We start from the raw sequence: 23,160 nt of genomic DNA, 5'->3' as shown, positions 1-23,160 counted from the left end.
GGAAGGGACTACCAATGGCCACCGCCAAGGCGTTTCGCCCCGAATTCAAGACGCGCAACGGAAAGCACGTCAGCTTCGGCGCGAACTACACCCACAACACCGCCGCAAAGCGTCGAGCGGGACTCACCAAGGCAGGCCGCCCCAAGGTCGAAACAGTGGGGGCGGGCACGGTCGTCCGGCGTCCTCGCCGCTGGATTCCCTGGGCCGTTTTCGGCGTGAATTCGGTCGTGATCGGCGGTGCCTGGATCGTGGCCGAGTTGGGCCCGGTGGTGGGTGGCCTGGTCGTCGGCGGCACGCTTTGGGTCGGCTACCGGGTCGTGCGCTGGACGGCGGGCGAGGTGGCCTACTTCGCCACCAAGGCACGCCAGATCAGCGGTGGTCAGCGCGCCGACGCCAGCGAGGTCTACGACCTGCCGCCGGGCGTCCGCGTGCCGGGCGACAAGGTCAGCCGACCGGACGACAAGAAGTAACCACCCGTAACTGGAACTGGAACTTGAACACCGGCCGGGCCCCCCTCCCACCGGCCCTGTGCCCAGGCACGGGGTATGGCGGGGGTGTTCCAGTTCCAGTTCAAGTTCCAGTTCAAGTCACGACGAGTGACAATTACGGTTCGTTATTGATGGTGCGGAAAGAGGTCTTGTCACTCCTATTCTGTGCACCTTTTTAGATTCGGCTAAATTTCAGGAATTGTGCGCGGCGCAAATCCCATGATTTTATTTTCTCAGCAATTCCGGACAGGCCGGAATTCGGGAATTCGGGAGACGAAATGGCCGCCAACACCACCGCAGCGAAGACCACCGCCGAGCCGGTCGCCTGCACCTGCTCGCAGTTCGCCACCGCCGACGGCCAGACGACCGGCTGCACGGCGGAGACCAAGCGGCTTTTCGCTCCGGGTCACGACGCCAAGCTGAAGTCGTTCCTGATCAAGGTGGGGGCCGAGGGCACCGAGGTCATCCGGACCGTGGACGGCATCGCCAGCAGCGCCGACGCCAGCACCCACGCGGCCAAGTTCGCGTTCGGCCACATGGTCGCCGCCGGGATCACCCGCGCCGAGGGCAAGGCCGCCGAGAAGGCCGAGCGCGCCGCAGCCCGCGCCGCCCGCAAGGCCGCCCCGAAGGCCCCGAAGAAGGTCACGGCCAAGGTCGGCCGAGCGACGTTCACCGGCCACATGGACGGCGACCACTTCGTCTACGAGGTGAAGGGCAAGGAGCGCCGCACCCTGAAGTTCACGGCCGTCTGACCGACCCGCCCCCGCCGGGCGGTCGGCACAGGCCGCCCGGCTCCCCTGAGGAGCCCCAGTGTTCAAAGTTCAGTACCGCAACCCGCAGGGCCGCATGGTCACCGTCCGGCACCACGACCGCGACGAGATCCAGCGGCTGGCGAACAAAGCCGTGGCCGCCTGTCCGGAGACGCACGAGCTGAGGGTGCGCGAGCTGGCCGCCGACGAGGCCAGCGGTGACTTCGTCTGGGCCGACTGCACGGCCTATTTCGCCCCCGCCAGCGACGAGGACGGCACCTGCCCCGACTGCGGCGAGTCGCTCGACGAGGACGAGAACGGCCAGAGCTGCCCGAACCGCTGCGACCAGGTCTGACGAACGAGCCCGGTCGGGGATGCACCCCCGACCGGGCCGCAGTGCTGAGAGATTGAGGAACCCCAGCTGTGACCCAGCAAAGCACGGGCGGCAAGCGCGCCGCCATCTACGTCCGCGTATCCACCCAGGAGCAGAAGCGCGGGTTCGGCATCGCCGTGCAGGAGCAGGCGTGCCGGGAATACGTCGAGCGCAAGGGCTGGTCCGTCGCCGACGTATATAAGGACGAGGGCGTCAGCGGCTCGCTGACCAGCCGTCCCCAACTGAACCGGTTGATGCAGGACGCCAAGGCCGGACGCATCGACGTTGTTGTCGTCCACCGGTACAGCCGCATCGGCCGGACGGGTCGCGCGTTCTGGCGGTGGATCTGGCAGCTCCAGGACCTTGAAGTGGGGTTCGTGTCGGTGACACAGGAGATCGTCGACACGACCACGCCGACCGGCCTGGCTCAGCTCCAGATGTACGCGATGTTTGCCGAGATGGACTACAACACCATCCGCGATCAGCTCCAAGACGGCCTCCAGGCCAAGGCCGCGCAAGGCGGGTGGCCGGGTGGCGCACCGCCGTACGGCTACCGGATCGAGGGCAAGGGCAAGCGCGGGTCGTACCTCGTCCAGGAGCCGCGCGAGGTGCGCGTGCTCAAGCGCATGTGGACGATGGCCGTTGAGGAGCAGCTGAACACGAACCAGATGGCTGCGCGGCTCAATGCCGAAGGGCTCTACACCAGGTCGGGCGTGCCCTGGTCGAACTCGAACGTACGCGGCAAGCTCGTGTCTGACGCGACGCTGAAGTCCGTCACGACGTTCCGCAACCCCGACCGGGCGCACGCCGGACACGGTGCCAAGCTCGCCAAGGACGGCACGGCCAAGCATGGCGAGACGGTCACGATCCAGCTTGACCCGATCTTCACGCCCGAGGAGGCCGCCGACCTCGCGAGGGCGATGGGGCGACTCGGCAACGGCAAGCCCAAGCCGAAGCCGCACGGCTACCCGCTGTCGGGCCGACTGTTCAACGAGCACACCGGCTGCGGCGTGCATCACGTCGGCATGAAGAAGTCCAACCGCGACGGCCGGTGGTACCGCTGTCAGGGCAAGCAGCAGAAGTACCCCGGCGACCCGCAGTGCACGTGCGACGTGGTGGACGCCAACGCCGTTGAGGGTGCCGTGTGGGCCGAGGTCGTGAAGCTGCTCGGTGACCCCGACCGCCTGAAGGCCATGGCCGCTGAATGGGTCGGCCTGGCTCAGGGCGAGGAGGCCACGCACGGCGACCGCATCGCCGAGCTTGACCGTCAGATCGCCGAGCACGAGCAGGCCATCACCACCACGGTCACGCAGTACGCCAAGCTCAACCTGCCGCCGGTCGCCTTGGAGGCAGCCACCCGCGCGATGACCGATGAGCTGTCGCAGCTCCGGGTGATGCGCGACGAGGCCGCCGCGTGGCTTGAGGAGACCGAGGCCGCCGAGCAGCGAGCGCGTGACCTTGAGGGGCTGGCCCTGGTCGCCCGTGACCGGATGGCCGATATGACCTCGGCGGAGCAGGCGGAGGTGTTGGCGCTGCTTGACGTGCGGGTGTTCATCACGGGCGACGTGCCACCCCCGCGCGTCGGCCAGGCCGATTCGCTGGCGGAGTGGTTCAAGGACACCGGGCGGCTCGTGCCCGACGCGCTGACCGACGAGGCATGGGCCAAGGTCGAGCCCATCGTGAAGGCGTGGGAACCGCCGAACCACCGATGCCGCGACGGTCGCGTGATCCTTGACGCGATCTTCCACAAGGCGCGCACCGGGTGCCTGTGGTCGGACCTGCCCGCCGACCGCTTCGGCAAGTGGGGTGGGGTCCACAGCCGCTACAAGACGTGGGTTGCGTGCGGCGTGTGGGACGAGCTGATGGCCGCGTTGCCCGCCACCGGTCAGCCGGTGTGGGTGCCCAACCTGGTGCCACCGCTGCGCGTCGAAGGGCGCGTGGACCCCCGGACGTTTGCCGATGTCCCAGCTGAGACGGATACCCCGGAAATGGGTGTGCCGGGCCCCGCGACCTCGGCCCTGTCGGCGGGAGTGCACGAACTGCTGCGGAGCGACGCGGTGCTCGTGTCCGACGCCGCCGAAGTCGTCGAGCTGGTCGGTGACATGGGGGAGCTGGCGCCCGACCGGCGGGGGCCCGTGCTCCCCCGAGACCTGCTGGAACCCGGCGCGCGGCAGGTGCTCGCCGCGCTGCCGGGGCGGGGGCCCGCGGCCGCCGAGGAGATCGCCCGGGAGGCGGGCACGGCCCTGGACGACGCGGTCGGGAGACTGTACGAACTGCGCGCACTCGGATACGTCGAACGACACGGCGACGGCTGGAAGTTGACACGCCAGGCGATGATCTCGGTCTCACCGGATCGGAGGCGGAGCTGACGGAGCGGGTTCGGCCGTCCGGGGGAACGCCGAAAGCCTTGCGGTGCCCGGCAGTTGACGGGCCGCTCCGGTCACGCAGCGCGATCGCCGGGGCCTGGCGCGCCGTCCAGCAAAACGTATCTGCGCACCGGTGAACAGCCGACCTTCGCGCACTGCGACTCCCCAGTCACGCTACGCTCACGAGGATTCCCCTCAGGACAGGCAATCTCGACATCGGACCGACAGCTCACCCAGACATCCCCAGTTCACGGCAGAACGGCACAAGGCGACGAATGCCCCAGCACACCTCCGGGTCTGACCGGGCGGCGGTACCCGCCGCCGCTCGCGGCACCGTGCGCCCGCCCGCCCCCTCGACACTCGACGAGCTGTGGCGGACGTACAAGACGAGCGGCGACGAGCGGCTGCGCGAGCAGCTCATCCTGCACTACTCGCCGCTGGTGAAGTACGTCGCGGGACGGGTGAGCGTCGGACTGCCGGCCAACGTCGAGCAGGCCGACTTCGTCTCCTCCGGGGTCTTCGGGCTGATCGACGCGATCGAGAAGTTCGACATCGACCGGGAGATCAAATTCGAGACGTACGCGATCACCCGGATCCGGGGCGCCATGATCGACGAGCTGCGTGCGCTGGACTGGATCCCCCGGTCGGTGCGGCAGAAGGCGCGCAACGTCGAGCGGGCCTACGCCACGCTGGAGTCCCGGCTCAGACGCACCCCGAGCGAGGGCGAGGTCGCAGCCGAGATGGGGATCGCGGTCGACGAACTGCACGCGGTGTTCAGCCAGTTGTCCCTGGCCAACGTGGTGGCGCTGGAGGAGCTGCTGCATGCCGGGGGCGAGGGCGGTGACCGGCTGAGCCTGATGGACACGCTGGAGGACACCGCCGCGGACGACCCGGTCGAGGTCGCCGAGGACCGCGAGCTGCGCCGCTTCCTGGCACGGGCCATCAACACGCTGCCGGAGCGGGAGAAGACCGTCGTCACGCTGTACTACTACGAGGGCCTCACCCTCGCCGAGATCGGCAACGTACTGGGGGTCACCGAGAGCCGGGTGAGCCAGATCCACACGAAGTCGGTGCTGCAGCTGAGGGCGAAGCTGGCCAGTTTCGGCCGTTGAGGCGGCCGGGCCGGGCGGGGGAAGGCACTCCCGTGGGCGGCGGTCCGTCCGTAGAGTGGTCGATGTGCCAAGGATTCGAGCGGCCTCCGTGGCCGAGCACCGGTCGATGCAGCGAGCCGCCCTGCTGGACGCGGCGCGCAGCCTGCTGTCCGAGGGCGGGACGGAGGCGCTGACGTTCCCCGCGCTCGCCGAGCGCACGGGGCTGGCGCGGTCCTCCGTGTACGAGTACTTCCGGTCACGGGCCGCCGTCGTCGAGGAACTGTGCGAGGCCGACTTTCCCGTCTGGGCGGCGGAGGTCGAGGCGGCGATGGCCGCGGTCGAGCGGCCCGAGGGCAAGGTCGAGGCGTACGTCCGCAAGCAGTTGGAGCTGGTCGGGGACCGGCGGCACCGCGCGGTGGTGGCGATCTCGGCGAGCGAGCTGGACGCCGGGGCACGGGAGAAGATCCGGGCCGCGCACGGCGGGCTCGTCGCGATGATCGTGGAGGCGCTCGCGGCGCTCGGGCAGCAGGAGCCCCGGCTGGCCGCGATGCTGTTGCAGGGGGTCGTGGACGCGGCTGTGCGGCGTATCGAACTGGGGGCCGCCGAGGACCCGTCCGCGATCACCGAGGCGGCCGTGGGGATGGCTCTGCGGGGTGTGCGGGGCTGAACCCCGCGGTGCGCGCGCATGGCTGCCCACGGCCGAGGGCGGTCGGCGGACAGCCCTATCGGGGCACCGGCAGGAGGCGGGACGGGCCCCTGCGCAGCAGCCACGGGGGCAGCAGCGACAAAGGGTCCAGGTAGGCGTCACCTCTGCGCAGGCCCCAGTGGAGGCAGGCCGTCGGGCAGTGGGAGGGAGACGGTTCCAGGGTCCCGAGGAGGGCGCCCGCGCTCACCTCGGCGCCCTTCCTCACCGAGGTCCGGACCGGTTCGTAGGTCGTGCGCAGAGGCAGGTCGCCGGTACCGGTCAGCTCGACCGTGACGACCCCCCGGCCCGCCACCCGCCCCGCGAAGGCGACCCGGCCCGCCGCCACCGCCCGCACCGGGGAGCCCGCCGGTGCGGACAGATCGACGCCTCGGTGGCCCCGCGCGTAGGGGGTGGGCGGCGGCTCCCAGGCCCGGACCACCGGGGGGCGCAGGCCCACCGGCCAGGCGCGGCCGACCACGGGCACGGGCTCCATGGGAACCGGCGGTGCCGGGGCGGCACGCGGGGGCGGGGCGGCACGGGGCGTCGGGGCGGTACGGGGCGTCGGGGCGGTGCGCGGCGCCGTCGTCCAGGCCGTGGCCAGGAGGGCCGTCGTCAGGCACAGCAGCAGGACTGTCCATGCACCCCTGGGCCGGCGGGCCGTGGGCGTGCGTGCCGTCTCGTGCGTCATCTCGTCGGACATGAGGGAAGGGTCCCGTGCGACGGGCGATCATGGCCGGGATCTGTGGAGTACCGGCCGGTTGTGGATATCGGCGTCACCCGGGGCCTCGCGGGTCCCGTACACTTCTGGTGGCGATCCGGGTCACCGGGTCGACTTCGCACGCCCCGGTACGAGGCCCGTCTGTGGTCCGTATCAGCGCCCCTCGGTCCTTCGTGGCAACGGCGCAACGCGGGCGTCAGGCGCGGGAGCCGTCCGGTTCCCGCGGCACAACCGAGCAAATCAAGGAGAACGGCCATGGCCGTCGTCACGATGCGGGAGCTGCTGGAGAGCGGCGTCCACTTCGGTCACCAGACCCGTCGCTGGAACCCGAAGATGAAGCGCTTCATCTTCACCGAGCGCAACGGCATCTACATCATCGACCTGCTCCAGTCGCTGTCGTACATCGACCGCGCCTACGAGTTCGTCAAGGAGACCGTCGCCCACGGCGGCACGGTCATGTTCGTCGGCACGAAGAAGCAGGCGCAGGAGGCGATCGCCGAGCAGGCGACCCGCGTCGGCATGCCCTACGTCAACCAGCGCTGGCTGGGCGGCATGCTCACCAACTTCTCGACCGTCTACAAGCGTCTGCAGCGCCTCAAGGAGCTCGAGCAGATCGACTTCGAGGACGTCGCCGCGTCGGGTCTCACCAAGAAGGAGCTTCTCGTGCTCTCGCGCGAGAAGGCCAAGCTGGAGAAGACCCTCGGTGGTATCCGCGAGATGCAGAAGGTGCCCAGCGCCGTCTGGATCGTGGACACCAAGAAGGAGCACATCGCGGTCGGCGAGGCCCGGAAGCTCAACATCCCGGTCGTCGCCATCCTCGACACCAACTGCGACCCCGACGAGGTCGACTACAAGATCCCCGGCAACGACGACGCGATCCGCTCCGTCACGCTGCTCACCCGTGTGATCGCCGACGCGGTCGCCGAGGGCCTCATCTCCCGCTCCCGCGTCGCCACCGAGGGCAAGGGCGACAAGGCCGCCGGCGAGCCGCTGGCCGCGTGGGAGCGCGACCTGCTCGAGGGCGAGAAGAAGGCCGACGAGGCTCCCGCCGCCGCTGAGGCTCCGGCTGCCGCCGAGGCCCCCGCCGCCGAGGAGGCCCCGGCCGCGGCCGAGGCTCCCGCCGCGGACGCCGAGCAGGCCTGACCTTCACGGTCGTAGCGCTGTAGGGACGACGGCGGGTGGCGCCGAGCGCGCCACCCGCCGTTCACCCACAGCCCGTAGATCTTCGGCGGGCGCCCGCCCTACGAGCGGCGGCGGACGCCGACTTCGAGACTTCGAACTCCGAGAAGAGATTCACAGATCATGGCGAACTACACCGCCGCCGACGTCAAGAAGCTCCGTGAGCTCACCGGCGCCGGCATGATGGACTGCAAGAAGGCCCTGGACGAGGCCGAGGGCAGCGTCGACAAGGCCGTCGAGGCCCTGCGCATCAAGGGCCAGAAGGGCGTCGCCAAGCGCGAGGGCCGCTCCGCCGAGAACGGCGCCGTGGTCTCCCTCATCGCCGACGACAACACCTCCGGTGTCCTGGTCGAGCTGAAGTGCGAGACGGACTTCGTCGCCAAGGGCGAGAAGTTCCAGGCCGCCGCCGCCGCGATCGCCGAGCACGTCGCCAAGACCTCCCCGGCCGACCTGGAGACGCTGCTCGCCTCCGAGATCGAGGCCGGCAAGACCGTCCAGGCGTACGTCGACGAGGCCAACGCCAACCTCGGCGAGAAGATCGTCCTCGACCGCTTCGCGCAGTACGCCGACGGTTTCGTCTTCGCCTACATGCACCGCACCATGCCCGACCTGCCCCCGCAGATCGGTGTCCTGGTCGAGCTGGACAAGGCCGACGCCGCCGTCGCCAAGGGCGTCGCCCAGCACATCGCCGCCTTCGCGCCGAAGTACCTCTCCAAGGAGGACGTGCCGGCCGAGGTCGTCGAGTCCGAGCGCCGCGTCGCCGAGGAGACCACCCGCGCCGAGGGCAAGCCCGAGGCCGCCCTGCCGAAGATCGTCGAGGGTCGCCTCAACGGCTTCTTCAAGGACGCCACGCTGCTCGGCCAGCCGTACGCGCTGGACAACAAGAAGTCGGTCCAGAAGGTCCTGGACGAGGCCGGTGTCACCCTGAAGCGCTTCACGCGCATCAAGGTCGGCATCTGAGTCCGTTGCGCGACGGGCACCCGGCCCCGATAGGGTCGAGTGCAGTCGTTCGCGTACGCCGCCCCGTGCGCGCGTGACGCGATACGGACGACAGCAGATCTGACGAGGAGGCCATTGCCGAGCATGGGATGCGAACACCACCCCACCGGCAGTGGCCTTCTTCGTATGTGCGACACGTGAAGAGGCGAGATCTCCATGACCACCAAGCCCGAGAAGAGCGACGTACGCAAAGCGGACCGCGGACGGTTCATGCTGAAACTGTCCGGAGAGGCGTTCTCCGGGGGCGGTGGCCTCGGCGTCGACCCCGACGTGGTGCACGCGATCGCCCGTGAGATCGCGGCCGTCGTCCGTGACGGCGCGGAGATCGCGGTCGTCATCGGCGGCGGAAACTTCTTCCGCGGCGCCGAACTGCAGCAGCGCGGCATGGACCGGGCCCGCTCCGACTACATGGGCATGCTCGGCACGGTCATGAACTGCCTCGCCCTCCAGGACTTCCTGGAGAAGGAGGGCATCGACAGCCGCGTCCAGACCGCCATCACCATGGGCCAGGTCGCCGAGCCGTACATCCCGCTGCGCGCCGTGCGCCACCTGGAGAAGGGCCGTGTGGTTATCTTCGGCGCCGGTATGGGCATGCCCTACTTCTCCACCGACACCACCGCCGCCCAGCGCGCCCTGGAGATCGACGCCGAGGCGCTGCTGATGGGCAAGAACGGCGTGGACGGGGTCTACGACTCCGACCCCAAGACCAACCCGGACGCGGTCAAGTTCGACTCCCTCGGCTACGGCGAGGTCATCACCCGCGAACTGAAGGTCGCCGACGCCACCGCGATCACGCTCTGCCGGGACAACAAGCTCCCGATCCTCGTGTTCGAGCTTCTCAAGGAGGGCAATATCGCGCGGGCCGTCAAGGGTGAGAAGATCGGCACTCTCGTGGGTGATCAGGGAAGCCGGGCCTGACCGGGTCCTTCCCCTGCCCGGGGGACGGAGCCTGACCGGGGGATGGACAATGTCCTGCCGGTCGGGAACCGTGCAGGAACAAGACGCGACGCAGCCGGCCGCCGACCAGACCGAGTACGGCTGCCGGGCCTACTCAAGACACGCAGGAGCAAGTGGTGATCGAAGAGACCCTCCTCGAGGCCGAGGAGAAGATGGAGAAGGCCGTCGTCGTCGCCAAGGACGACTTCGCCGCGATCCGCACCGGTCGTGCGCACCCGGCGATGTTCAACAAGATCGTGGCCGACTACTACGGTGCGCTGACGCCGATCAACCAGCTGGCCTCGTTCTCGGTGCCGGAGCCGCGCATGGCCGTGGTGACCCCGTTCGACAAGACCGCTCTGCGCAACATCGAACAGGCGATCCGCGACTCCGACCTCGGCGTCAACCCGAGCAACGACGGCAACATCATCCGGGTGGTGTTCCCCGAGCTGACCGAGGAGCGCCGCCGCGACTACATCAAGGTCGCCAAGAGCAAGGCGGAGGACTCCAAGGTGTCCATCCGCTCGGTCCGCCGCAAGGCCAAGGACGCGATCGACAAGCTCGTCAAGGACGGCGAGGTCGGCGAGGACGAGGGCCGTCGTGCGGAGAAGGAGCTCGACGACACCACGGCGAAGTACGTCGCCCAGGTGGACGAGCTGCTCAAGCACAAGGAAGCGGAGCTCCTCGAGGTCTGATGAACGACTCTTCCTGGGGAGCGCCGCCACAAGCCGGGTACTGGGCGCCGACCGACCGGGGACCTGTCCAGGGGCATGCCCCGGCGGGTCCCCCGTACGATGCGGCCGAGAGCCGGCATCCGATGCAGACTCAGCCCATGCCCATCGTGCCCGACGTACCCGCGCAGGGCGGGAACCAGGACGACGACCGGGGGACGGCTCGGCAGGCCGGCCCCCTGTTCCGTGACGAGACGCCGTCGGCGCACCCCTACGGGGAGGCGCCGCAGAAGCCGGAGCCCATGCCCGACGCCCCGCAGCCCGCCCCGCCGAAGAAGAGCGCGGGCCGAGACCTGGGCGCCGCCATAGGAGTCGGCGTCGGCCTCGGCGTGGTCATCGTCGCGTCGCTGTTCATCGTCAAGGCGGCGTTCGTCGGCGTGATAGCGGTCGCCGTCGTGGTGGGGCTGTGGGAGCTCACCTCACGCCTGCAGGAACGCAAGGGCATCAAGGCGCCCCTCGTCCCGCTCGCGGTCGGCGGGGCCGCCATGGTCGTCGCCGGGTACGTCCGCGGGCCCGAGGGCGCCTGGGTGGCCATGGCGCTCACCGCGCTCGCCGTCCTCGTCTGGCGGATGACGGAACCGCCGGAGAACTACCTCAAGGACGTCACGGCGGGGGTCTTCGCGGCCTTCTACGTGCCGTTCCTGGCCACGTTCGTCGCGCTCATGCTCACCGCCGACGACGGGGCGCTGCGGGTCATGGTGTTCCTGCTGCTGACCGTCGTCAGCGACACGGGCGCGTACGCCGTCGGCTGGCGCTTCGGCACGCACAAACTGGCGCCGCGCATCAGCCCCGGCAAGACCCGCGAGGGCCTGCTCGGCGCCATCGCCTTCGCCATGGTGGCGGGCGCGCTGCTCATGGAGTTCGTCATCGACGGCGGAGCCTGGTGGCAGGGCCTGCTGCTCGGCCTCGCCGTTGCGGCCAGCGCCACGCTGGGCGACCTCGGCGAGTCCATGATCAAGCGGGACCTCGGCATCAAGGACATGGGCACGCTGCTGCCGGGCCACGGCGGCATCATGGACCGCCTGGACTCCCTCCTGCCGACGGCTCCGGTGGTTTGGCTGCTGCTGGTGCTGTTCGTGGGGTCCGGCTGACCCTGCCGTGCGCGACTCGTACGTCGCCGAGGTGCCGTCACCCGACGAGGCCCGCTGTCCGAGGACGGCGGGCCTCGTCCGTGTCCGGACGCTTCTCGCCTCAGGTGGCAGAAAATGCCCGCAAAGTTCTGGCCTGAACATTGCAGGATGTGTGAGTCCAAGATCAAGTGCGGCAGGGCCAACGGAAGAGCACAGATGAGGACACGTATGCAGGCCAGGGCGGAGCGTTCGCGGGAGCGCCGGCCGTGGTGGCCACCACGATGGTGGCGGGGGCGGGCCCGGCGGCCGCCGAGGACAGCTTCGGCTTCGGCTACGCCGACATCACCGGTTCCAAGGCGGGGGCTCCACCGGTGACACGCTGATCACCGACGACATCCTGCCGGACGGGTACGGCATCGAGGCCCACCTCAGCGACGGCCGCATCGCGACCACGCGCGGGCACAGCGCCAACTCCTCCGACGAGACGTCCGGCAACCTCACCGAGAACACCACCTGGCAGATGTGGGTGTGCGTGGTGAAGGGCTCCTTCTCGACGTGCTCCTCGAAGATCGGCGTCAAGGCCTGATCGTGAGCACCTCTACGAAGGCGCGGATCGGCGCGCTCGCCGCGACGCCGGCCGTCGCGACCGCGACCGCGACGGTGGTCGGCGGGGCGGGCACGGCGACGGCCGCCGACAGCTTCGGCTTCGGCTACTCGACGAACTCCTCGGGCGATGCCGTCATCTCGGTCAGGAACAACACCTGGGGCGAGTCGGCGGGGAACGCCACCCGGCAGAAGGACCCCCGTGGCGGTGAGCCGGGCGACGCCCTGAGCGCCTACGACGTCCTCGCGGACGGCTACGGCGTCGAGGCCCACCTCGGCACCGGCCGCGCCGCGGCCACGCCTCCCCCTACGCGGTGACCGTCACGGGCGACCGGCCCGAGGACACCGGGTACATGATGTGGGTGTGCGTGGTGACGGGCGACTTCTCGAAGTGCTCGGAGAAGTACGCGGTCCGCTCCTGACCGCACCCTCGTGCCTGCGGCCCGCCCCGGGCCGCAGGCACGCCCGCCGCCGGACGCCACGGGTCCCTCTCCTGCGGACCGAAACCCGGCGCGCCGGGTCACTCCCGTGGATCTGCGACACTGGGAGGGTTATGCCGAAGCCCGGAGAACTCACATTCGTCGCCCCCCGCGGAGCCAAGAAGCCGCCGCGGCATCTTGCCGATCTTTCGCCTGCCGAGCGGAAGGAGGCTGTCGCCGCGATCGGGGAGAAGCCGTTTCGCGCCAAGCAGCTCTCGCAGCACTACTTCGCGCGGTACGCGCACGACCCGGAGCAGTGGACCGACATCCCCGCGGGCGCGCGCGGGAAGCTGCGGGAGGCGCTGCTTCCGGAGCTGATGACGGTCGTGCGGCATCTGTCGACCGACCAGGACACCACACGCAAGACGCTGTGGCGGCTGTTCGACGGGACGCTCGTCGAGTCGGTCCTGATGCGGTACCCGGACCGGGTGACGATGTGCATCAGCTCGCAGGCCGGGTGCGGGATGAACTGCCCGTTCTGCGCGACCGGACAGGCCGGGCTCGACCGGAATCTGTCCACCGCCGAGATCGTCCACCAGATCGTGGACGGGATGAGGGCGCTCAGGGACGGCGAGATCCCCGGAGGGCCCGCCCGGCTGTCCAACATCGTCTTCATGGGGATGGGCGAGCCGCTCGCCAACTACAACCGGGTCGTCGGCGCCATCCGCCGGCTCACCGATCCGGAGCCGGACGGGCTGGGGCTGTCGCAGCGCGGGATCACCGTGTCGACCGTGGGGCTGGTGCCCGCCATCCACCGGTTCGCCGACGAGGGGTTCAAGTGCCGGCTCGCCATCTCCCTGCACGCGCCGGACGACGAACTGCGCGACACCCTCGTCCCCGTGAACACGCGGTGGAAGGTGCGTGAGGTCCTCGACGCCGGGTGGGAGTACACGGCCAGGTCCGGACGCCGGCTGTCGATCGAGTACGCGCTGATCCGGGACATCAACGACCAGGCGTGGCGCGGTGACCGGCTGGGCCGGCTGCTCAAGGGCAAGCCGGTGCACGTGAACCTGATCCCGCTGAACCCCACTCCGGGGTCCAAGTGGACCGCCTCCCGGCCCGAGGACGAGAAGGCGTTCGTCGAGGCCATCGCCGCCCACGGGGTGCCGGTGACCGTCCGGGACACCCGGGGGCAGGAGATCGACGGCGCGTGCGGGCAGCTGGCGGCCACCGAGCGGTAGACCGCTGAGGGGGGCCGGGGCCAGAGGGCGGTTCGTGGCCACCGGCAGGAGTCGTGAACCGGCCACGGGGTAGTCTGACCCCGTACACATCTTCATATTCCGACAGGGGAGCGCCACAGCGCTGAGAGTGCGGCAAACGGGCCGCAGACCCTCTGAACCTCGCCCAGGTCATTCTGGGTAGGAAGTTCGGTCTTCACTCGAGCTGTTGCGCCCTGCCCGGGATCCGCCGAGGGTCCCGGGCAGGGCCGCGTCTCTTCCTGGTCACTTCCAGGAGGACTTCAGTGCACATCAGAACAGCCGTCGCCGCGGCCGTCGGCCTCGGGCTCGTCACGCTGTCCGCGTGCGGGTCGTCGTCCTCCGACGACGCCGGGTCGGGGGCCGGCTCCAAGACCGTCACGCTCGTCAGCCACGGCTCCTTCACCTACTCCAAGGACGTGCTGAAGGCGTTCGAGAAGGAGTCCGGCTACAAGGTCAAGGTCCTCAAGAGCGGGGACGCGGGCCAGGCCGTCAACCAGGCCATCCTGACCAAGGACAACCCGCAGGGCGACGTCTTCTTCGGCGTCGACAACACCCTGCTGTCCCGCGCGCTCGACAACGGCCTCTTCCAGCCGTACGAGGCCAAGGGGCTCGGCAAGGTCGGTGCCGAGTACCAGCTGGACAAGGCCGAGCACCGGGTCACGCCCGTCGACACCGGTGACATCTGCGTCAACTACGACAAGGCGTACTTCAGCAAGAAGAAGATCGAGCCGCCGCAGACGTTCGACGACCTGGTCAAGCCCGAGTACAAGAACCTCCTCGTCACCGAGAACGCCTCCACCTCCTCGCCGGGCCTCGGGTTCGTCCTCGGCACGGCCGCGAAGTACGGCGACGGGGGGTGGGAGGGCTACTGGAAGAAGCTCAAGGCCAACGGCGTCAAGGTGGTGGACGGCTGGGAGCAGGCGTACTACCAGGAGTTCTCCGGGTCGACGGACGGCAGGAAGGCGGGCGGCGACCGGCCCCTCGTGGTGTCCTACGCCTCCTCCCCGCCCGCCGAGGTCATCTACGCCGAGCCGCGTCCCGAGACCGCGCCCACCGGGGTCGCCACCGGCACCTGCTTCCGGCAGACCGAGTTCGCGGGACTGCTGAGCAACGCGCGCAACGCCGAGGGCGGCAAGGCGCTCATCGACTTCCTGATCTCGAAGAGGTTCCAGGAGGACATGCCGCTCAACATGTTCGTGTACCCGGTCGTCGAGGGCGCCTCCGTGCCCGCCGAGTTCACCGAGTACGGACCGGCCGCGAAGGACCCGGAGACCATGGCGCCGGCGAAGATCGCCGAGAAGCGTGACGAATGGGTCAAGTCATGGACCTCGCTCGTACTGAAGTAGCGAAGGAGCCTCCCGGGCCGACGGCGGCCGAGCCCCGGCGGGAGGCGCGCGGGGGGAGCGCGAGGAGTGGGGGGAGCGCGGCGCGGCTCGGGCTGATGGCCCTGCCCGTCGCGTTCTTCGGACTGTTCTTCGCCTACCCCGTCGCCGCGATCGTCGTCCGGGGGCTGAAGACCGGCGGCAGCTGGGACCTCGGGCGGGTCGGGGAGGTGCTGGGGGACTCCGGGATCCGGCACGTGCTGTGGTTCACCACCTGGCAGGCGCTGGTGTCGACCGCGCTCACCCTGCTGATCGCGCTCCCCGGCGCGTATGTGTTCGCGCGCTTCGACTTCCGGGGCAAGGACGTGCTGCGGGCGGTCGTGACCGTGCCCTTCGTGCTGCCGACCGTGGTCGTCGGCACGGCGTTCCTGGCCCTGGTCGGACGGGGCGGCCTGCTCGACCAGCTGTGGGGCGTACGGCTGGACACCACGGTCTGGGCGATCCTGCTCGCGCACGTCTTCTTCAACTACGCGGTCGTCGTCAGGACCGTGGGCGGTCTGTGGTCGCAGCTGGACCCGCGGCAGGAGGAGGCCGCGCGGATGCTCGGAGCGTCCCCCCTGGCGGCCTGGCGCAGGGTGACGCTCTCGGCGCTCGCGCCCGCCGTGGCCGCCGCCGCGCTGATGGTCTTCCTCTTCACGTTCACCTCCTTCGGGGTGGTGCAGATCCTCGGCGGGCCGACCTTCTCGACGCTCGAAGTGGAGATCTACCGGCAGACCTCGGAGATCTTCGACCTGCCGGCGGCCGCCGTGCTGACGCTGGTGCAGTTCGTCGCCGTGGCGCTGATCCTCGCCGTGCACGCGTGGACCGTACGGCGGCGGGAGAGCGCGCTGCGTCTGGTCGACCCCTCGCTCACGGCCCGGCGGCCCCGCGGGGCAGGGCAGTGGGCGCTGCTCGGCGGGGTGCTCGGCACCGTCGTCGTGCTGATCCTGCTGCCGCTGGGCGTGCTGGTGGCAAGGTCCCTCGACGCGCCCGGATTCGGCTACTACAAGGCCCTGACCAGGGACGACAGCGGGATCTTCCTGGTGGCCCCGATCGAGGCGATCGGCAACTCGCTCCAGTACGCGCTCGCCGCGACCGGAATCGCCCTGCTGGTCGGCGGCCTCGCCGCCGCCGCGCTCACCAGGCGGGCGGGCCGCCTCGTCCGGGGCTTCGACGCGCTGCTCATGCTGCCGCTCGGGGTGTCCGCGGTGACCGTCGGCTTCGGGTTCCTGATCGCGCTGGACGAGCCGCCGCTGGACCTGAGGTCGTCCTGGATCCTGGTGCCGCTGGCCCAGGCCCTCGTGGGCGTTCCGTTCGTCGTACGGATCATGCTGCCCGTGCTGCGGGCGGTGGACGAACGGCTGCGGGAGGCGGCGGCCGTGCTCGGGGCCTCGCCGTGGCGGGTGTGGCGCGAGGTCGACCTGCCGATGGTGCGGCGGGCCCTGCTGATCGCGGCCGGGTTCGCCTTCGCCGTCTCGCTCGGGGAGTTCGGGGCGACCGTGTTCATCGCCCGCGCCGACAACCCCACGCTCCCGGTCGCCGTGGCCCGGCTGCTCGGCCGCCCCGGTGACCTCAACTACGGCCAGGCGATGGCCCTTTCGACGATTCTGATGGTGGTGTGCGCGGTGGCCCTGCTGGTGCTGGAACGTCTGCGCACCGATCGCACGGGGGAGTTCTGATGCTGCTCGGGCTGGAGAAGGCGACCGTACGGTTCGACGGGCGGCCCGTGCTCGACGCGGTCGATCTGGAGGTCGCCGAGCACGAGATCGTGTGCGTGCTCGGGCCCAGCGGCAGCGGCAAGTCGACGCTGCTGCGGGTGGTCGCCGGTCTCCAGCCGCTCGACGGCGGGCGCGTGCTGCTCGCCGGGAACGACCAGGCGGGCGTGCCCGCGCACAAGCGCGGTGTCGGTCTGATGTTCCAGGACCATCAGCTCTTCCCGCAGCGGGACGTGGCGGGCAACGTCGCCTTCGGCCCCCGGATGCATGGCGCGGCCAAGGCCGAACGGGCGGAACGGGTAAAGGAGTTGCTGGAGCTGGTCGGACTGCCCGGAGCGGCCCGGCGGCCGGTCGGGGAGCTGTCCGGCGGCGAGCAGCAGCGCGTCGCGCTGGCCCGGGCCCTCGCCCCGCGCCCCCGGCTGCTGATGCTCGACGAGCCCCTCGGCCAGCTGGACCGGTCGTTGCGTGAACGGCTGGTCGTCGAACTGCGGGAGCTGTTCGCGGAGTTGGGGACGACCGTGCTGGCGGTCACCCATGACCAGGGTGAGGCGTTCGCGCTGGCCGACCGGGTCGTGGTGATGCGGGACGGACGGATCGCCCAGTCCGGGACGCCGCTCGACGTGTGGCAGCGGCCGGCGGACGAGTTCGTGGCCCGGTTCCTCGGCTTCGACAACGTGGTCGAGGCCGCCGTGACCGGGGCGGCCGCCGACACGGCGTGGGGCAAGGTGCCGGTGCCGGAGGGATCGCCGCAGGGGGCGTGCGCGCTGCTCGTGCGTCCCGCGGGGGTGCGCCTGGTCGACGCGGCCGACGGCTTGCCCTGCACGGTCGCCGCGCGCACCTTCCGGGGCACCCATGTCACCGTGCACCTCCAGCCCGAGGGCGCGCCGCGCCTGGAGGCGGCGTGCGCGCTGCGGGACGCGCCGGAGCCCGGGGCCCGGGTGGGTGTGGGCTTCGACGCGGCCGAGATCGTCGTGCTGGGAGCCGGTCCGGCCGCGTAGGTTCGCGAGCCGGGAGTGGCCCCGGACGAGCGTGTGGCCCGTGCCCCTCGCGGAGAGGCGCGGGCCACGGCCCTGACGAGCGGTGATCAGCGTGTGGAGGCCCCACGCCGCCGCATGCTGTAGTACACGGCACCGGCGCCGAGGGCGACCAGGGCCGCCGCGGCACCGGCGATCGGGCCGGTGTTCGAGTCGGCCCCGGTCTCGGCGAGGTTGGAGCCGCCGCCGGTCTCGGTGAGGCTGGAGTCGCCCTCCGGGGAGGGGGCGTTGTTGTCGCTCGACCCGGCGGGGGTGATGCCCTCGGACGCGGACGGCGTGGGGGACGTCCTGGTCTCGGAGGGCTCTTCCTCGTCCCCGTTCTTGCCGTTGCCGTTGCCGTTGCCGTTGCCCTTGCTCTTGCCGTTGCCCTTGTTCTCGCCCTTGTCCTCCGAGGGCTTGCCCCTGCCCTTCGCGTCGGACGGCGGCGCGTCCGCCCCGGTCCCGCAGGACTTGGCGGGGGCGATCAGGTTCGGCTTGATGTCCGCGTCGACGTAGTTCTCCGCCGTGACGTGGATGCGGTACTCGGCCTTGGGCTCCCAGTCCTCCTCGAAGGTGACGGTGACACCGTCGGCGGTGGAGTCCTCGATCGTCCTGCTGCCCACCTGGCGCAGGTCGGCCCCGTTGTTCTCCAGATAGACGGTGACCTCGGCATCGACGCCCAGGGGGTCCACGTCGGTCACGCGGATGACGCCCTTGTCACCGTCGCACTCGGCGACGGCGGAGAAGTCCTTGATGCTGCAGGCCATGGCGTTGCCCGCGGCGCCGAACACCAGCGCGGCGGACGCGAAAGCAACACCGACATAGCGCGAAGTCCGCGCGGTACGGAGAGATATGGACACGTTTGCCCTTCACGGGAAGCACAGGGGAGTGGGGGTGACGGAGGGCCGCCGGACGGGCGGCTTCCCCATGTGCCTCACAGGTTTATAAGCGCGCGATAAGTACTGTCAATCCGAAGAACTGTTTGAGCGGTCCGGTTCGGCCGGTCCCGGCCTCATGCCCCCAGACGCGCCAGCGCGTCCGGGGCCTCCTCGATCGTGTCCACCAGCGCGATCCGGTCCTCCATCGAGCGCCCCCGGGCCAGTGACCGGAGCAACGGCCAGGCCGGCAGCCGCTCCGTCCAGTGAGCGCGGTCGACGAGGACCATGGGGGTCGGTTCGCCGCGCGACTCGTAGTAGTTGGGGGTCGCGTTGTCGAAGACCTCCTGTACGGTCCCGGCGGCGCCGGGCAGGAAGACTATGCCGGCGGTGGAGCGGGCGAGGAGGCCGTCCTCGCGGGTGGCGTTGGCGAAGTACTTGGCGATGTGCGAGGCGAAGGGGTTCGGCGGCTCGTGGCCGTAGAACCAGGTGGGGATGCCGACGGAGGTGCCGCCCCTCGGCCAGTGGGCGCGTACCTCGAACGCGGCGCTCGCCCACGCGGTGACGGAGGGCGTGAACTTCGGTGCCTTCGCCAGGAGTCGCAGGGACTCGGCGAGCATCTCGTCGTCGTACGGGGCCGCGTAGGCGCCCAGGTTCGCGGCCTCCATCGCGCCCGGACCGCCGCCGGTGGCGACGGTGAGACCCGAACGTGCCAGGGTGCGGCCGAGCCGGGCGGCGCCCTCGTACGCCTCCGTGCCGCGCGCCATCGCGTGGCCGCCCATCACGCCCACCACCCGGGCGCCGGTCAGGAGTTCGTCGAGGGCGTCCGAGACGGAGTCGTCGTGGACGGCGCGCAGCAGGGAGGCGTAGACGTCCCGGTCCGCCTTGGTGCGCTGGAACCAGGCGTACGCGAGGGCGTCGGGCGTGGCCTCGTAGCCGTCGTCCGCCAGGGAGGCGAACAACTCGTCGGGGGAGTAGAGCAGGCCGCGGTACGGGTCGAACGGCAGGCCGGGGACGGGCGGGAAGACCAGGGCACCGTCCGTGCGGACCTTCGCCGCGGCCTCCGCGCGCATCGGGCAGCCGAGGAAGACGGCTCCGGCCGTGCCGGTGTGGAGCAGCTCCCGCGTACGGTCCGTCAGGTCGACGGCCTGGACGCGGAATCCGGAGAGGGTGCCACGTGCCGAGACGATCGCGTCGAACTCCTCGATCGTCTCGATCTCGTGGTCGTCGTGGTGGGCCGCATGGGCGGGCATCGTCTGCACGCGCCCATGCTAGGCCGCCGCGCCGGGGCGGGCCCGGGCCTGTGGACAGGGGCGCGGCCGTCCGGGACGGTGGCGAGGCGTGGTCAGCCCTCGATCGCCGCCGGGTCCATCCAGACGACCTCCCAGGTGTGGCCGTCGAGGTCGTCGAAGGCGCGGCCGTACATGAAGTCCATCTCCTGGACCTTCTCCGACACGGTGCCGCCGGCGGCGGCCGCCTTCTCGACCAGCTCGTCCACCTTCTCGCGGCTCTCGGCGCTCAGACAGAGCATCACCTCGCTGGTGCGGGTGGCGTCCGCGATCTCCTTCTTGGTGAAGGACGAGTAGAACGGCTTGGTGAGCAGCATCGCCACGATCGTGTCGCTGATCACGACGGAGGCCGCGTTCTCGTCGCTGAACTGGGGGTTGAGCGTGTACCCCAGCTCCGTGAAGAACTTCTTCGAGACGTCGAGGTCGTTCACGGGCAGGTTGATGAAGATCATCTGCTGGTACATGGCGCGTTCTCTTCCGTTCCGTCGTGTCGGTCCGTTCGCAGGGGTAGACCGGGGGCCCCCGCGGAATTCATCGGCGCGCGGAGACTTTTCTCGTACGAGTTTTCAGGCGGCCAGCGGGAGCGCGGCCAGCTGGGCGACCGTCCAGGTCAGGGGGCCGAACACGGCGAGCAGGGCTCCCGCGCGGAGCAGGGCCGCCTGCCGGGGCAGGGCGCTCGGCGCCCCCAGCCGGACCAGGGCTGCCGTGGTGTCCGCGTGCGCCCTCCGGGCCTCCACGGCGGCCGTCGCGAGGGTGAGCACGGCACAGCCGGCCACCACGAGCGCGCCCAGCGTGGTGAGCGGTCCGACCGCTGGGGGCACGCCGGAGGACAGCGTCACCATGGCGTACGCCCCGGATGCCACCGCGCACACCACTCCGAGCGGACGCCCGATGCGGCGCGCCTCTTCCTGGAGCACGCGCCCGGACAGGAGGCGCAGTGCGCCGGGGCGGACGGACTGGAGGAGGCGCCCGGTGAGATGGGTGAGCCCGGGCCCGGTGAGGACCAGCCCCACGGCGGTGAGCAGCCAGCCCCCGAGCACACCGGCGGGGCTGTCCGCGAAGCCGCCGGGCAGGGAGAGGCCGGAGCCGTCGCCGGACCGCCCCGCGTACGTCTCGACGGCGAGGCCGACGGCGAGCACGGTGACGCCCCAGGGGAGGCCGCCGGGGGCGGGGCGCGGGGCGGTCGGTTCGGCCGGTCGGTGGGGGGCCGCGGGCGCGTCCTCCGCGTCGCCGGGCTCCTCCTCGTACCGGGTGGCGCCCGCCGGGGAGGCGGCGCGCCGGCCGATGGCGAAGGTGTCGTACGCCATGAAACGCGTCCGGAGGCCGGAGGGGCGGGCGCCGGTGTGCGCCGGGCGCAGGACGAGGGCGGTCGCGACGGACGCGGCGGCCGGTACCAGGGCGAGGAGGGTGAGGGCAGCCGGGAGGGGCAGCGGGTGCCCGGCGGCGAGGACGTCGGCGGCGGCGCCGTCGAAGGGCATGCCGGTGAGGTCGCCGCGCAGGTGGAGGAAGACCAGCAGGGCGAGGAGCGAGCCGAGCACGGTGGACAGGGCCGTGGTGACCGCCGAGACGGCCATCAGCCGGCCCGGGCCGAGGCCGATCGCGGACAGCCCCGGGCGGGGCCGGGTGCCGGGGTCGGTGCGGGCCACCGTCACGGCGAAGTACACGGTCGCCGCGGCGGGGGCGAGGCACCAGGCCAGCCTCAGCACCGAACCGGCCGGGGCGTGCGGGTGGGTCATGGCGTGCCCGAGGGCGCAGAGCAGCAGAAATCCCGTACCGCCGGCGGCCGCGGCGACCAGGAGCCGACGGAGCTGGACGACGGGGTGGGCCCGGCGGGCTAGGCGGAGAGCGAGCACGCGGCCCGGCCTTCCCCGTCGGCCGAGGCCCGCTCCTCCGCGTCCGGACCACCTGGCGGGTCCCCTTCGGCCGAGACCCCGCCTGCCCGCCGTCCGCCGGCCTCGCCCGCCCGCTGTCCGATGGCCTCGCGCGCTTGTCGGGTGACGGCTTCGCTTCCCTGTCGGGCCGCTGTTTCGTCCGCTTGCCGGGCCACGGCTTCGCCGGCCGGTCGGGTTGTGGCTTCGCCCGCTTGTCGGCTGCTGGCCTCGCGCGCTTGTCGGGTGACGGCTTCGCTTCCCTGTCGGGCCGCTGTTTCGTCCGCTTGCCGGGCCACGGCTTCGCCGGCCGGTCGGGTCATGGCCTCGCCCGCTTGTCGGCTGTCGGCCTTGCCCGCCTGCCGTCCGTCGGCCTCGCGTGCTTGTCGGGTGACGGGCTCGCTTCCCTGTCGGGCCGTGGCCGTGCCTGTCTGTGGAGTCCCCGTCACCCCTCCCTCCTGGGCCGCTGCCTCGCCTGCCCCCTCGGCGGCGGGCCGGTTGCTCCCCTCGGCGGAGTGGGCTGTCCGTCGGGTGGGGCGGCGGTGGCTGTCCTCGGCCTTCGGGGTCGGGGGCAGGTGGACGGTGTTCACCCGGCGGCCGTCCAGCAGGGTCAGCGTGCGGTCCGCGAGGGAGGCCGTCTCGGGGTCGTGGGTGGCCAGGACGACCGTGATGTCGTGCGAGCGGGCGGCCGTGGTGAGGGTGCGCAGGACGTGGCCGTGTTCGGCGCGGTGCAGCGCGGCGGTCGGCTCGTCCGCGAAGAGCACCGTGGGGCCGGAGACCAGGGCCCGGGCCACGACCACCCGCTGACGCTCGGACTGGAGGAGCGCGTGCGGCCGCTTGCGGGCCGCGTCGCGGATGTCGAGGCGCTCCAGCCACTCCAGGGCGGCGGCCTTGGCGGCCCGGCGGCCGGTGCCGCGCAGCATCAGCGGCAGGGCGGTGTTCTCCCAGGCGTTCAGCTCGGGGACCAGGACCGGCTCGGGGTCGATCCAGGCGAAGCGGTCCAGACGCAGCCGCTCCCGGGCGAGCGGACCCATGGTGTGCACGGGGACGCTGTTGAACCAGACCTCCCCGCGCTGCACCCGCAGCTGGCCGGACAGGCACCGCAGGAGCGTGGTCTTCCCGCTGCCGCGCGGGCCGGTGACGGCGAGGATCTCGCCCTCCCGGACACCCAGCGACACGCCTTGCAGGGCGGGCGAGCCGTCGTGCGCGTGGGTCAGACCACGTGCCCAGAGCACGTCGTTGTCCGGCGGGGCCACCATGGGCGTACACCTCGGTTCGGATCAGGATTGCCGGGGGAGCCCCCCGTCCGGGGAACGAAGGCAGGGCCGATCGGTTACAGGGGCACGCTAGGGAGTCGGGGCGGCACAGGCCGG

21 protein-coding genes, 3 pseudogenes and 1 riboswitch are annotated in these 23,160 nt (G+C 71.1%); of the genes and pseudogenes, 17 read left to right on the top strand and 7 right to left on the bottom strand.

Annotated features, from left to right (window positions below; all coding sequences use genetic code 11):
* The first annotated feature begins 14 nt into the window (after positions 1–14).
* The 7 genes and pseudogenes from PYR72_RS15295 (at position 15) to PYR72_RS15265 (ending at position 5,734) form a co-directional block, all read left to right on the top strand.
* Positions 15–470, top strand: coding sequence for a hypothetical protein (locus tag PYR72_RS15295; RefSeq protein ID WP_275455871.1), 456 nt, complete (start codon positions 15–17; stop codon positions 468–470).
* Between the two features lie 296 nt (positions 471–766).
* Complete coding sequence (locus PYR72_RS15290; protein WP_275455870.1) at positions 767–1,240, top strand: hypothetical protein; 474 nt, start codon at positions 767–769, stop codon at positions 1,238–1,240.
* Between the two features lie 58 nt (positions 1,241–1,298).
* Positions 1,299–1,592, top strand: coding sequence for a hypothetical protein (locus PYR72_RS15285; protein WP_275455869.1), 294 nt, complete (start codon positions 1,299–1,301; stop codon positions 1,590–1,592).
* A gap of 68 nt (positions 1,593–1,660) precedes the next feature.
* Positions 1,661–3,463, top strand: a pseudogene (locus tag PYR72_RS15280) (recombinase family protein); the annotation flags it as partial.
* Positions 3,464–3,598: 135 nt separating this feature from the next.
* Positions 3,599–3,979, top strand: a pseudogene (locus tag PYR72_RS15275) (DNA-protecting protein DprA); the annotation flags it as partial.
* A 272-nt stretch (positions 3,980–4,251) separates the two neighbouring features.
* Positions 4,252–5,088 (top strand): RNA polymerase sigma factor WhiG, encoded by an 837-nt coding sequence (gene whiG, locus PYR72_RS15270; RefSeq protein WP_037724696.1) that lies wholly within the window; start codon positions 4,252–4,254, stop codon positions 5,086–5,088.
* Between the two features lie 88 nt (positions 5,089–5,176).
* Positions 5,177–5,734, top strand: coding sequence for a TetR/AcrR family transcriptional regulator (locus PYR72_RS15265; protein ID WP_275460418.1), 558 nt, complete (start codon positions 5,177–5,179; stop codon positions 5,732–5,734).
* Positions 5,735–5,789: 55 nt separating this feature from the next.
* Here PYR72_RS15265 and PYR72_RS15260 read toward each other — a convergent pair whose 3' ends face one another.
* Entirely contained in the window at positions 5,790–6,452 is a 663-nt protein-coding gene (locus tag PYR72_RS15260; protein WP_275455868.1) for a M23 family metallopeptidase, read from the bottom strand.
* Between the two features lie 273 nt (positions 6,453–6,725).
* On the opposite strand from PYR72_RS15260, the gene rpsB reads away from it, so the two are divergent.
* From rpsB to PYR72_RS15235, 5 genes are all read left to right on the top strand, one after another.
* On the top strand, positions 6,726–7,613 hold the full coding sequence (gene rpsB, locus PYR72_RS15255; protein ID WP_275455867.1) for a 30S ribosomal protein S2: 888 nt from the start codon (positions 6,726–6,728) through the stop codon (positions 7,611–7,613).
* A 159-nt stretch (positions 7,614–7,772) separates the two neighbouring features.
* Positions 7,773–8,609: a translation elongation factor Ts gene (tsf, locus tag PYR72_RS15250; protein WP_275455866.1), complete on the top strand. Its 837-nt coding sequence runs from the start codon at positions 7,773–7,775 to the stop codon at positions 8,607–8,609.
* Positions 8,610–8,804: 195 nt separating this feature from the next.
* Positions 8,805–9,566 (top strand): UMP kinase, encoded by a 762-nt coding sequence (pyrH, locus tag PYR72_RS15245; RefSeq protein WP_013000392.1) that lies wholly within the window; start codon positions 8,805–8,807, stop codon positions 9,564–9,566.
* A 155-nt stretch (positions 9,567–9,721) separates the two neighbouring features.
* Positions 9,722–10,279, top strand: a complete 558-nt coding sequence (gene frr / locus PYR72_RS15240; RefSeq protein ID WP_045561444.1) for a ribosome recycling factor — start codon at positions 9,722–9,724, stop codon at positions 10,277–10,279.
* Positions 10,279–11,406: a phosphatidate cytidylyltransferase gene (locus PYR72_RS15235; protein WP_275455865.1), complete on the top strand. Its 1,128-nt coding sequence runs from the start codon at positions 10,279–10,281 to the stop codon at positions 11,404–11,406. Before frr ends, PYR72_RS15235 begins: the two co-directional genes overlap by 1 nt.
* Before the next feature lie 321 nt (positions 11,407–11,727).
* On the opposite strand, the gene PYR72_RS15230 is transcribed toward PYR72_RS15235, so the two are convergent.
* Positions 11,728–11,964 carry a hypothetical protein gene (locus PYR72_RS15230; RefSeq protein WP_275455864.1) on the bottom strand — a complete coding sequence of 79 codons (237 nt, stop codon included), beginning with the start codon at positions 11,962–11,964 and terminating at the stop codon, positions 11,728–11,730.
* A gap of 9 nt (positions 11,965–11,973) precedes the next feature.
* On the opposite strand from PYR72_RS15230, the gene PYR72_RS15225 reads away from it, so the two are divergent.
* The 5 genes from PYR72_RS15225 to PYR72_RS15205 all read left to right on the top strand — a co-directional run bounded on the left by PYR72_RS15225 (position 11,974) and on the right by PYR72_RS15205 (position 17,740).
* Positions 11,974–12,306 (top strand): hypothetical protein, encoded by a 333-nt coding sequence (locus PYR72_RS15225; RefSeq protein WP_275455863.1) that lies wholly within the window; start codon positions 11,974–11,976, stop codon positions 12,304–12,306.
* A gap of 235 nt (positions 12,307–12,541) precedes the next feature.
* Positions 12,542–13,648, top strand: coding sequence for a 23S rRNA (adenine(2503)-C(2))-methyltransferase RlmN (rlmN, locus tag PYR72_RS15220; protein WP_275455862.1), 1,107 nt, complete (start codon positions 12,542–12,544; stop codon positions 13,646–13,648).
* Positions 13,649–13,742: 94 nt separating this feature from the next.
* A riboswitch (TPP riboswitch) is annotated at positions 13,743–13,850 on the top strand.
* 79 nt (positions 13,851–13,929) lie between these two features.
* The gene (locus PYR72_RS15215) at positions 13,930–15,012 is read left to right on the top strand and encodes a thiamine ABC transporter substrate-binding protein (RefSeq protein ID WP_275455861.1); all 1,083 of its coding nucleotides are present in this window, start codon (positions 13,930–13,932) and stop codon (positions 15,010–15,012) included.
* A gap of 95 nt (positions 15,013–15,107) precedes the next feature.
* Entirely contained in the window at positions 15,108–16,706 is a 1,599-nt protein-coding gene (locus tag PYR72_RS15210) for an iron ABC transporter permease (protein WP_275455860.1), read from the top strand.
* Positions 16,706–17,740 carry an ABC transporter ATP-binding protein gene (locus PYR72_RS15205; protein ID WP_275455859.1) on the top strand — a complete coding sequence of 345 codons (1,035 nt, stop codon included), beginning with the start codon at positions 16,706–16,708 and terminating at the stop codon, positions 17,738–17,740. The genes PYR72_RS15210 and PYR72_RS15205 overlap by 1 nt, the downstream gene beginning before the upstream one ends.
* A gap of 86 nt (positions 17,741–17,826) precedes the next feature.
* Here the strand turns inward: PYR72_RS15205 and PYR72_RS15200 are convergent, their stop codons facing one another.
* The 5 genes and pseudogenes from PYR72_RS15200 to PYR72_RS15180 form a co-directional block, all read right to left on the bottom strand.
* Positions 17,827–18,615, bottom strand: a complete 789-nt coding sequence (locus tag PYR72_RS15200; protein WP_275455858.1) for an LAETG motif-containing sortase-dependent surface protein — start codon at positions 18,613–18,615, stop codon at positions 17,827–17,829.
* Positions 18,616–18,767: 152 nt separating this feature from the next.
* Complete coding sequence (locus PYR72_RS15195; RefSeq protein WP_275455857.1) at positions 18,768–19,892, bottom strand: LOG family protein; 1,125 nt, start codon at positions 19,890–19,892, stop codon at positions 18,768–18,770.
* Positions 19,893–19,975: 83 nt separating this feature from the next.
* Positions 19,976–20,383, bottom strand: a complete 408-nt coding sequence (locus tag PYR72_RS15190) for a VOC family protein (protein WP_275455856.1) — start codon at positions 20,381–20,383, stop codon at positions 19,976–19,978.
* Positions 20,384–20,485: 102 nt separating this feature from the next.
* A complete protein-coding gene (locus PYR72_RS15185; RefSeq protein ID WP_275455855.1) occupies positions 20,486–21,772 on the bottom strand; it encodes a hypothetical protein in 1,287 nt (428 codons plus the stop codon).
* A 581-nt stretch (positions 21,773–22,353) separates the two neighbouring features.
* Positions 22,354–23,046: pseudogene (locus tag PYR72_RS15180) on the bottom strand (ATP-binding cassette domain-containing protein); the annotation flags it as partial.
* Positions 23,047–23,160 lie beyond the last annotated feature (114 nt).

Source organism: Streptomyces sp. VNUA24 (assembly GCF_029167005.1).
GTDB classification, from domain to species: domain Bacteria; phylum Actinomycetota; class Actinomycetes; order Streptomycetales; family Streptomycetaceae; genus Streptomyces; species Streptomyces scabiei.
The sequence above is the reverse complement of the archived record's forward strand: the minus strand, read 5'-3'. Positions and strand labels throughout refer to the sequence as shown.

Excerpts from the sequence above, each read along its gene's own strand:
- PYR72_RS15295 (WP_275455871.1), top strand. The coding sequence starts at position 15 with ATGGCCACCGCCAAGGCGTTTCGCCCCGAATTCAAGACGCGCAACGGA.
- PYR72_RS15290 (WP_275455870.1), top strand. The coding sequence starts at position 767 with ATGGCCGCCAACACCACCGCAGCGAAGACCACCGCCGAGCCGGTCGCC.
- whiG (WP_037724696.1), top strand. The coding sequence starts at position 4,252 with ATGCCCCAGCACACCTCCGGGTCTGACCGGGCGGCGGTACCCGCCGCC.
- PYR72_RS15260 (WP_275455868.1), bottom strand. The coding sequence starts at position 6,452 with ATGTCCGACGAGATGACGCACGAGACGGCACGCACGCCCACGGCCCGC.
- rpsB (WP_275455867.1), top strand. The coding sequence starts at position 6,726 with ATGGCCGTCGTCACGATGCGGGAGCTGCTGGAGAGCGGCGTCCACTTC.
- tsf (WP_275455866.1), top strand. The coding sequence starts at position 7,773 with ATGGCGAACTACACCGCCGCCGACGTCAAGAAGCTCCGTGAGCTCACC.
- pyrH (WP_013000392.1), top strand. The coding sequence starts at position 8,805 with ATGACCACCAAGCCCGAGAAGAGCGACGTACGCAAAGCGGACCGCGGA.
- PYR72_RS15235 (WP_275455865.1), top strand. The coding sequence starts at position 10,279 with ATGAACGACTCTTCCTGGGGAGCGCCGCCACAAGCCGGGTACTGGGCG.
- rlmN (WP_275455862.1), top strand. The coding sequence starts at position 12,542 with ATGCCGAAGCCCGGAGAACTCACATTCGTCGCCCCCCGCGGAGCCAAG.
- PYR72_RS15210 (WP_275455860.1), top strand. The coding sequence starts at position 15,108 with ATGGCCCTGCCCGTCGCGTTCTTCGGACTGTTCTTCGCCTACCCCGTC.
- PYR72_RS15205 (WP_275455859.1), top strand. The coding sequence starts at position 16,706 with ATGCTGCTCGGGCTGGAGAAGGCGACCGTACGGTTCGACGGGCGGCCC.
- PYR72_RS15190 (WP_275455856.1), bottom strand. The coding sequence starts at position 20,383 with ATGTACCAGCAGATGATCTTCATCAACCTGCCCGTGAACGACCTCGAC.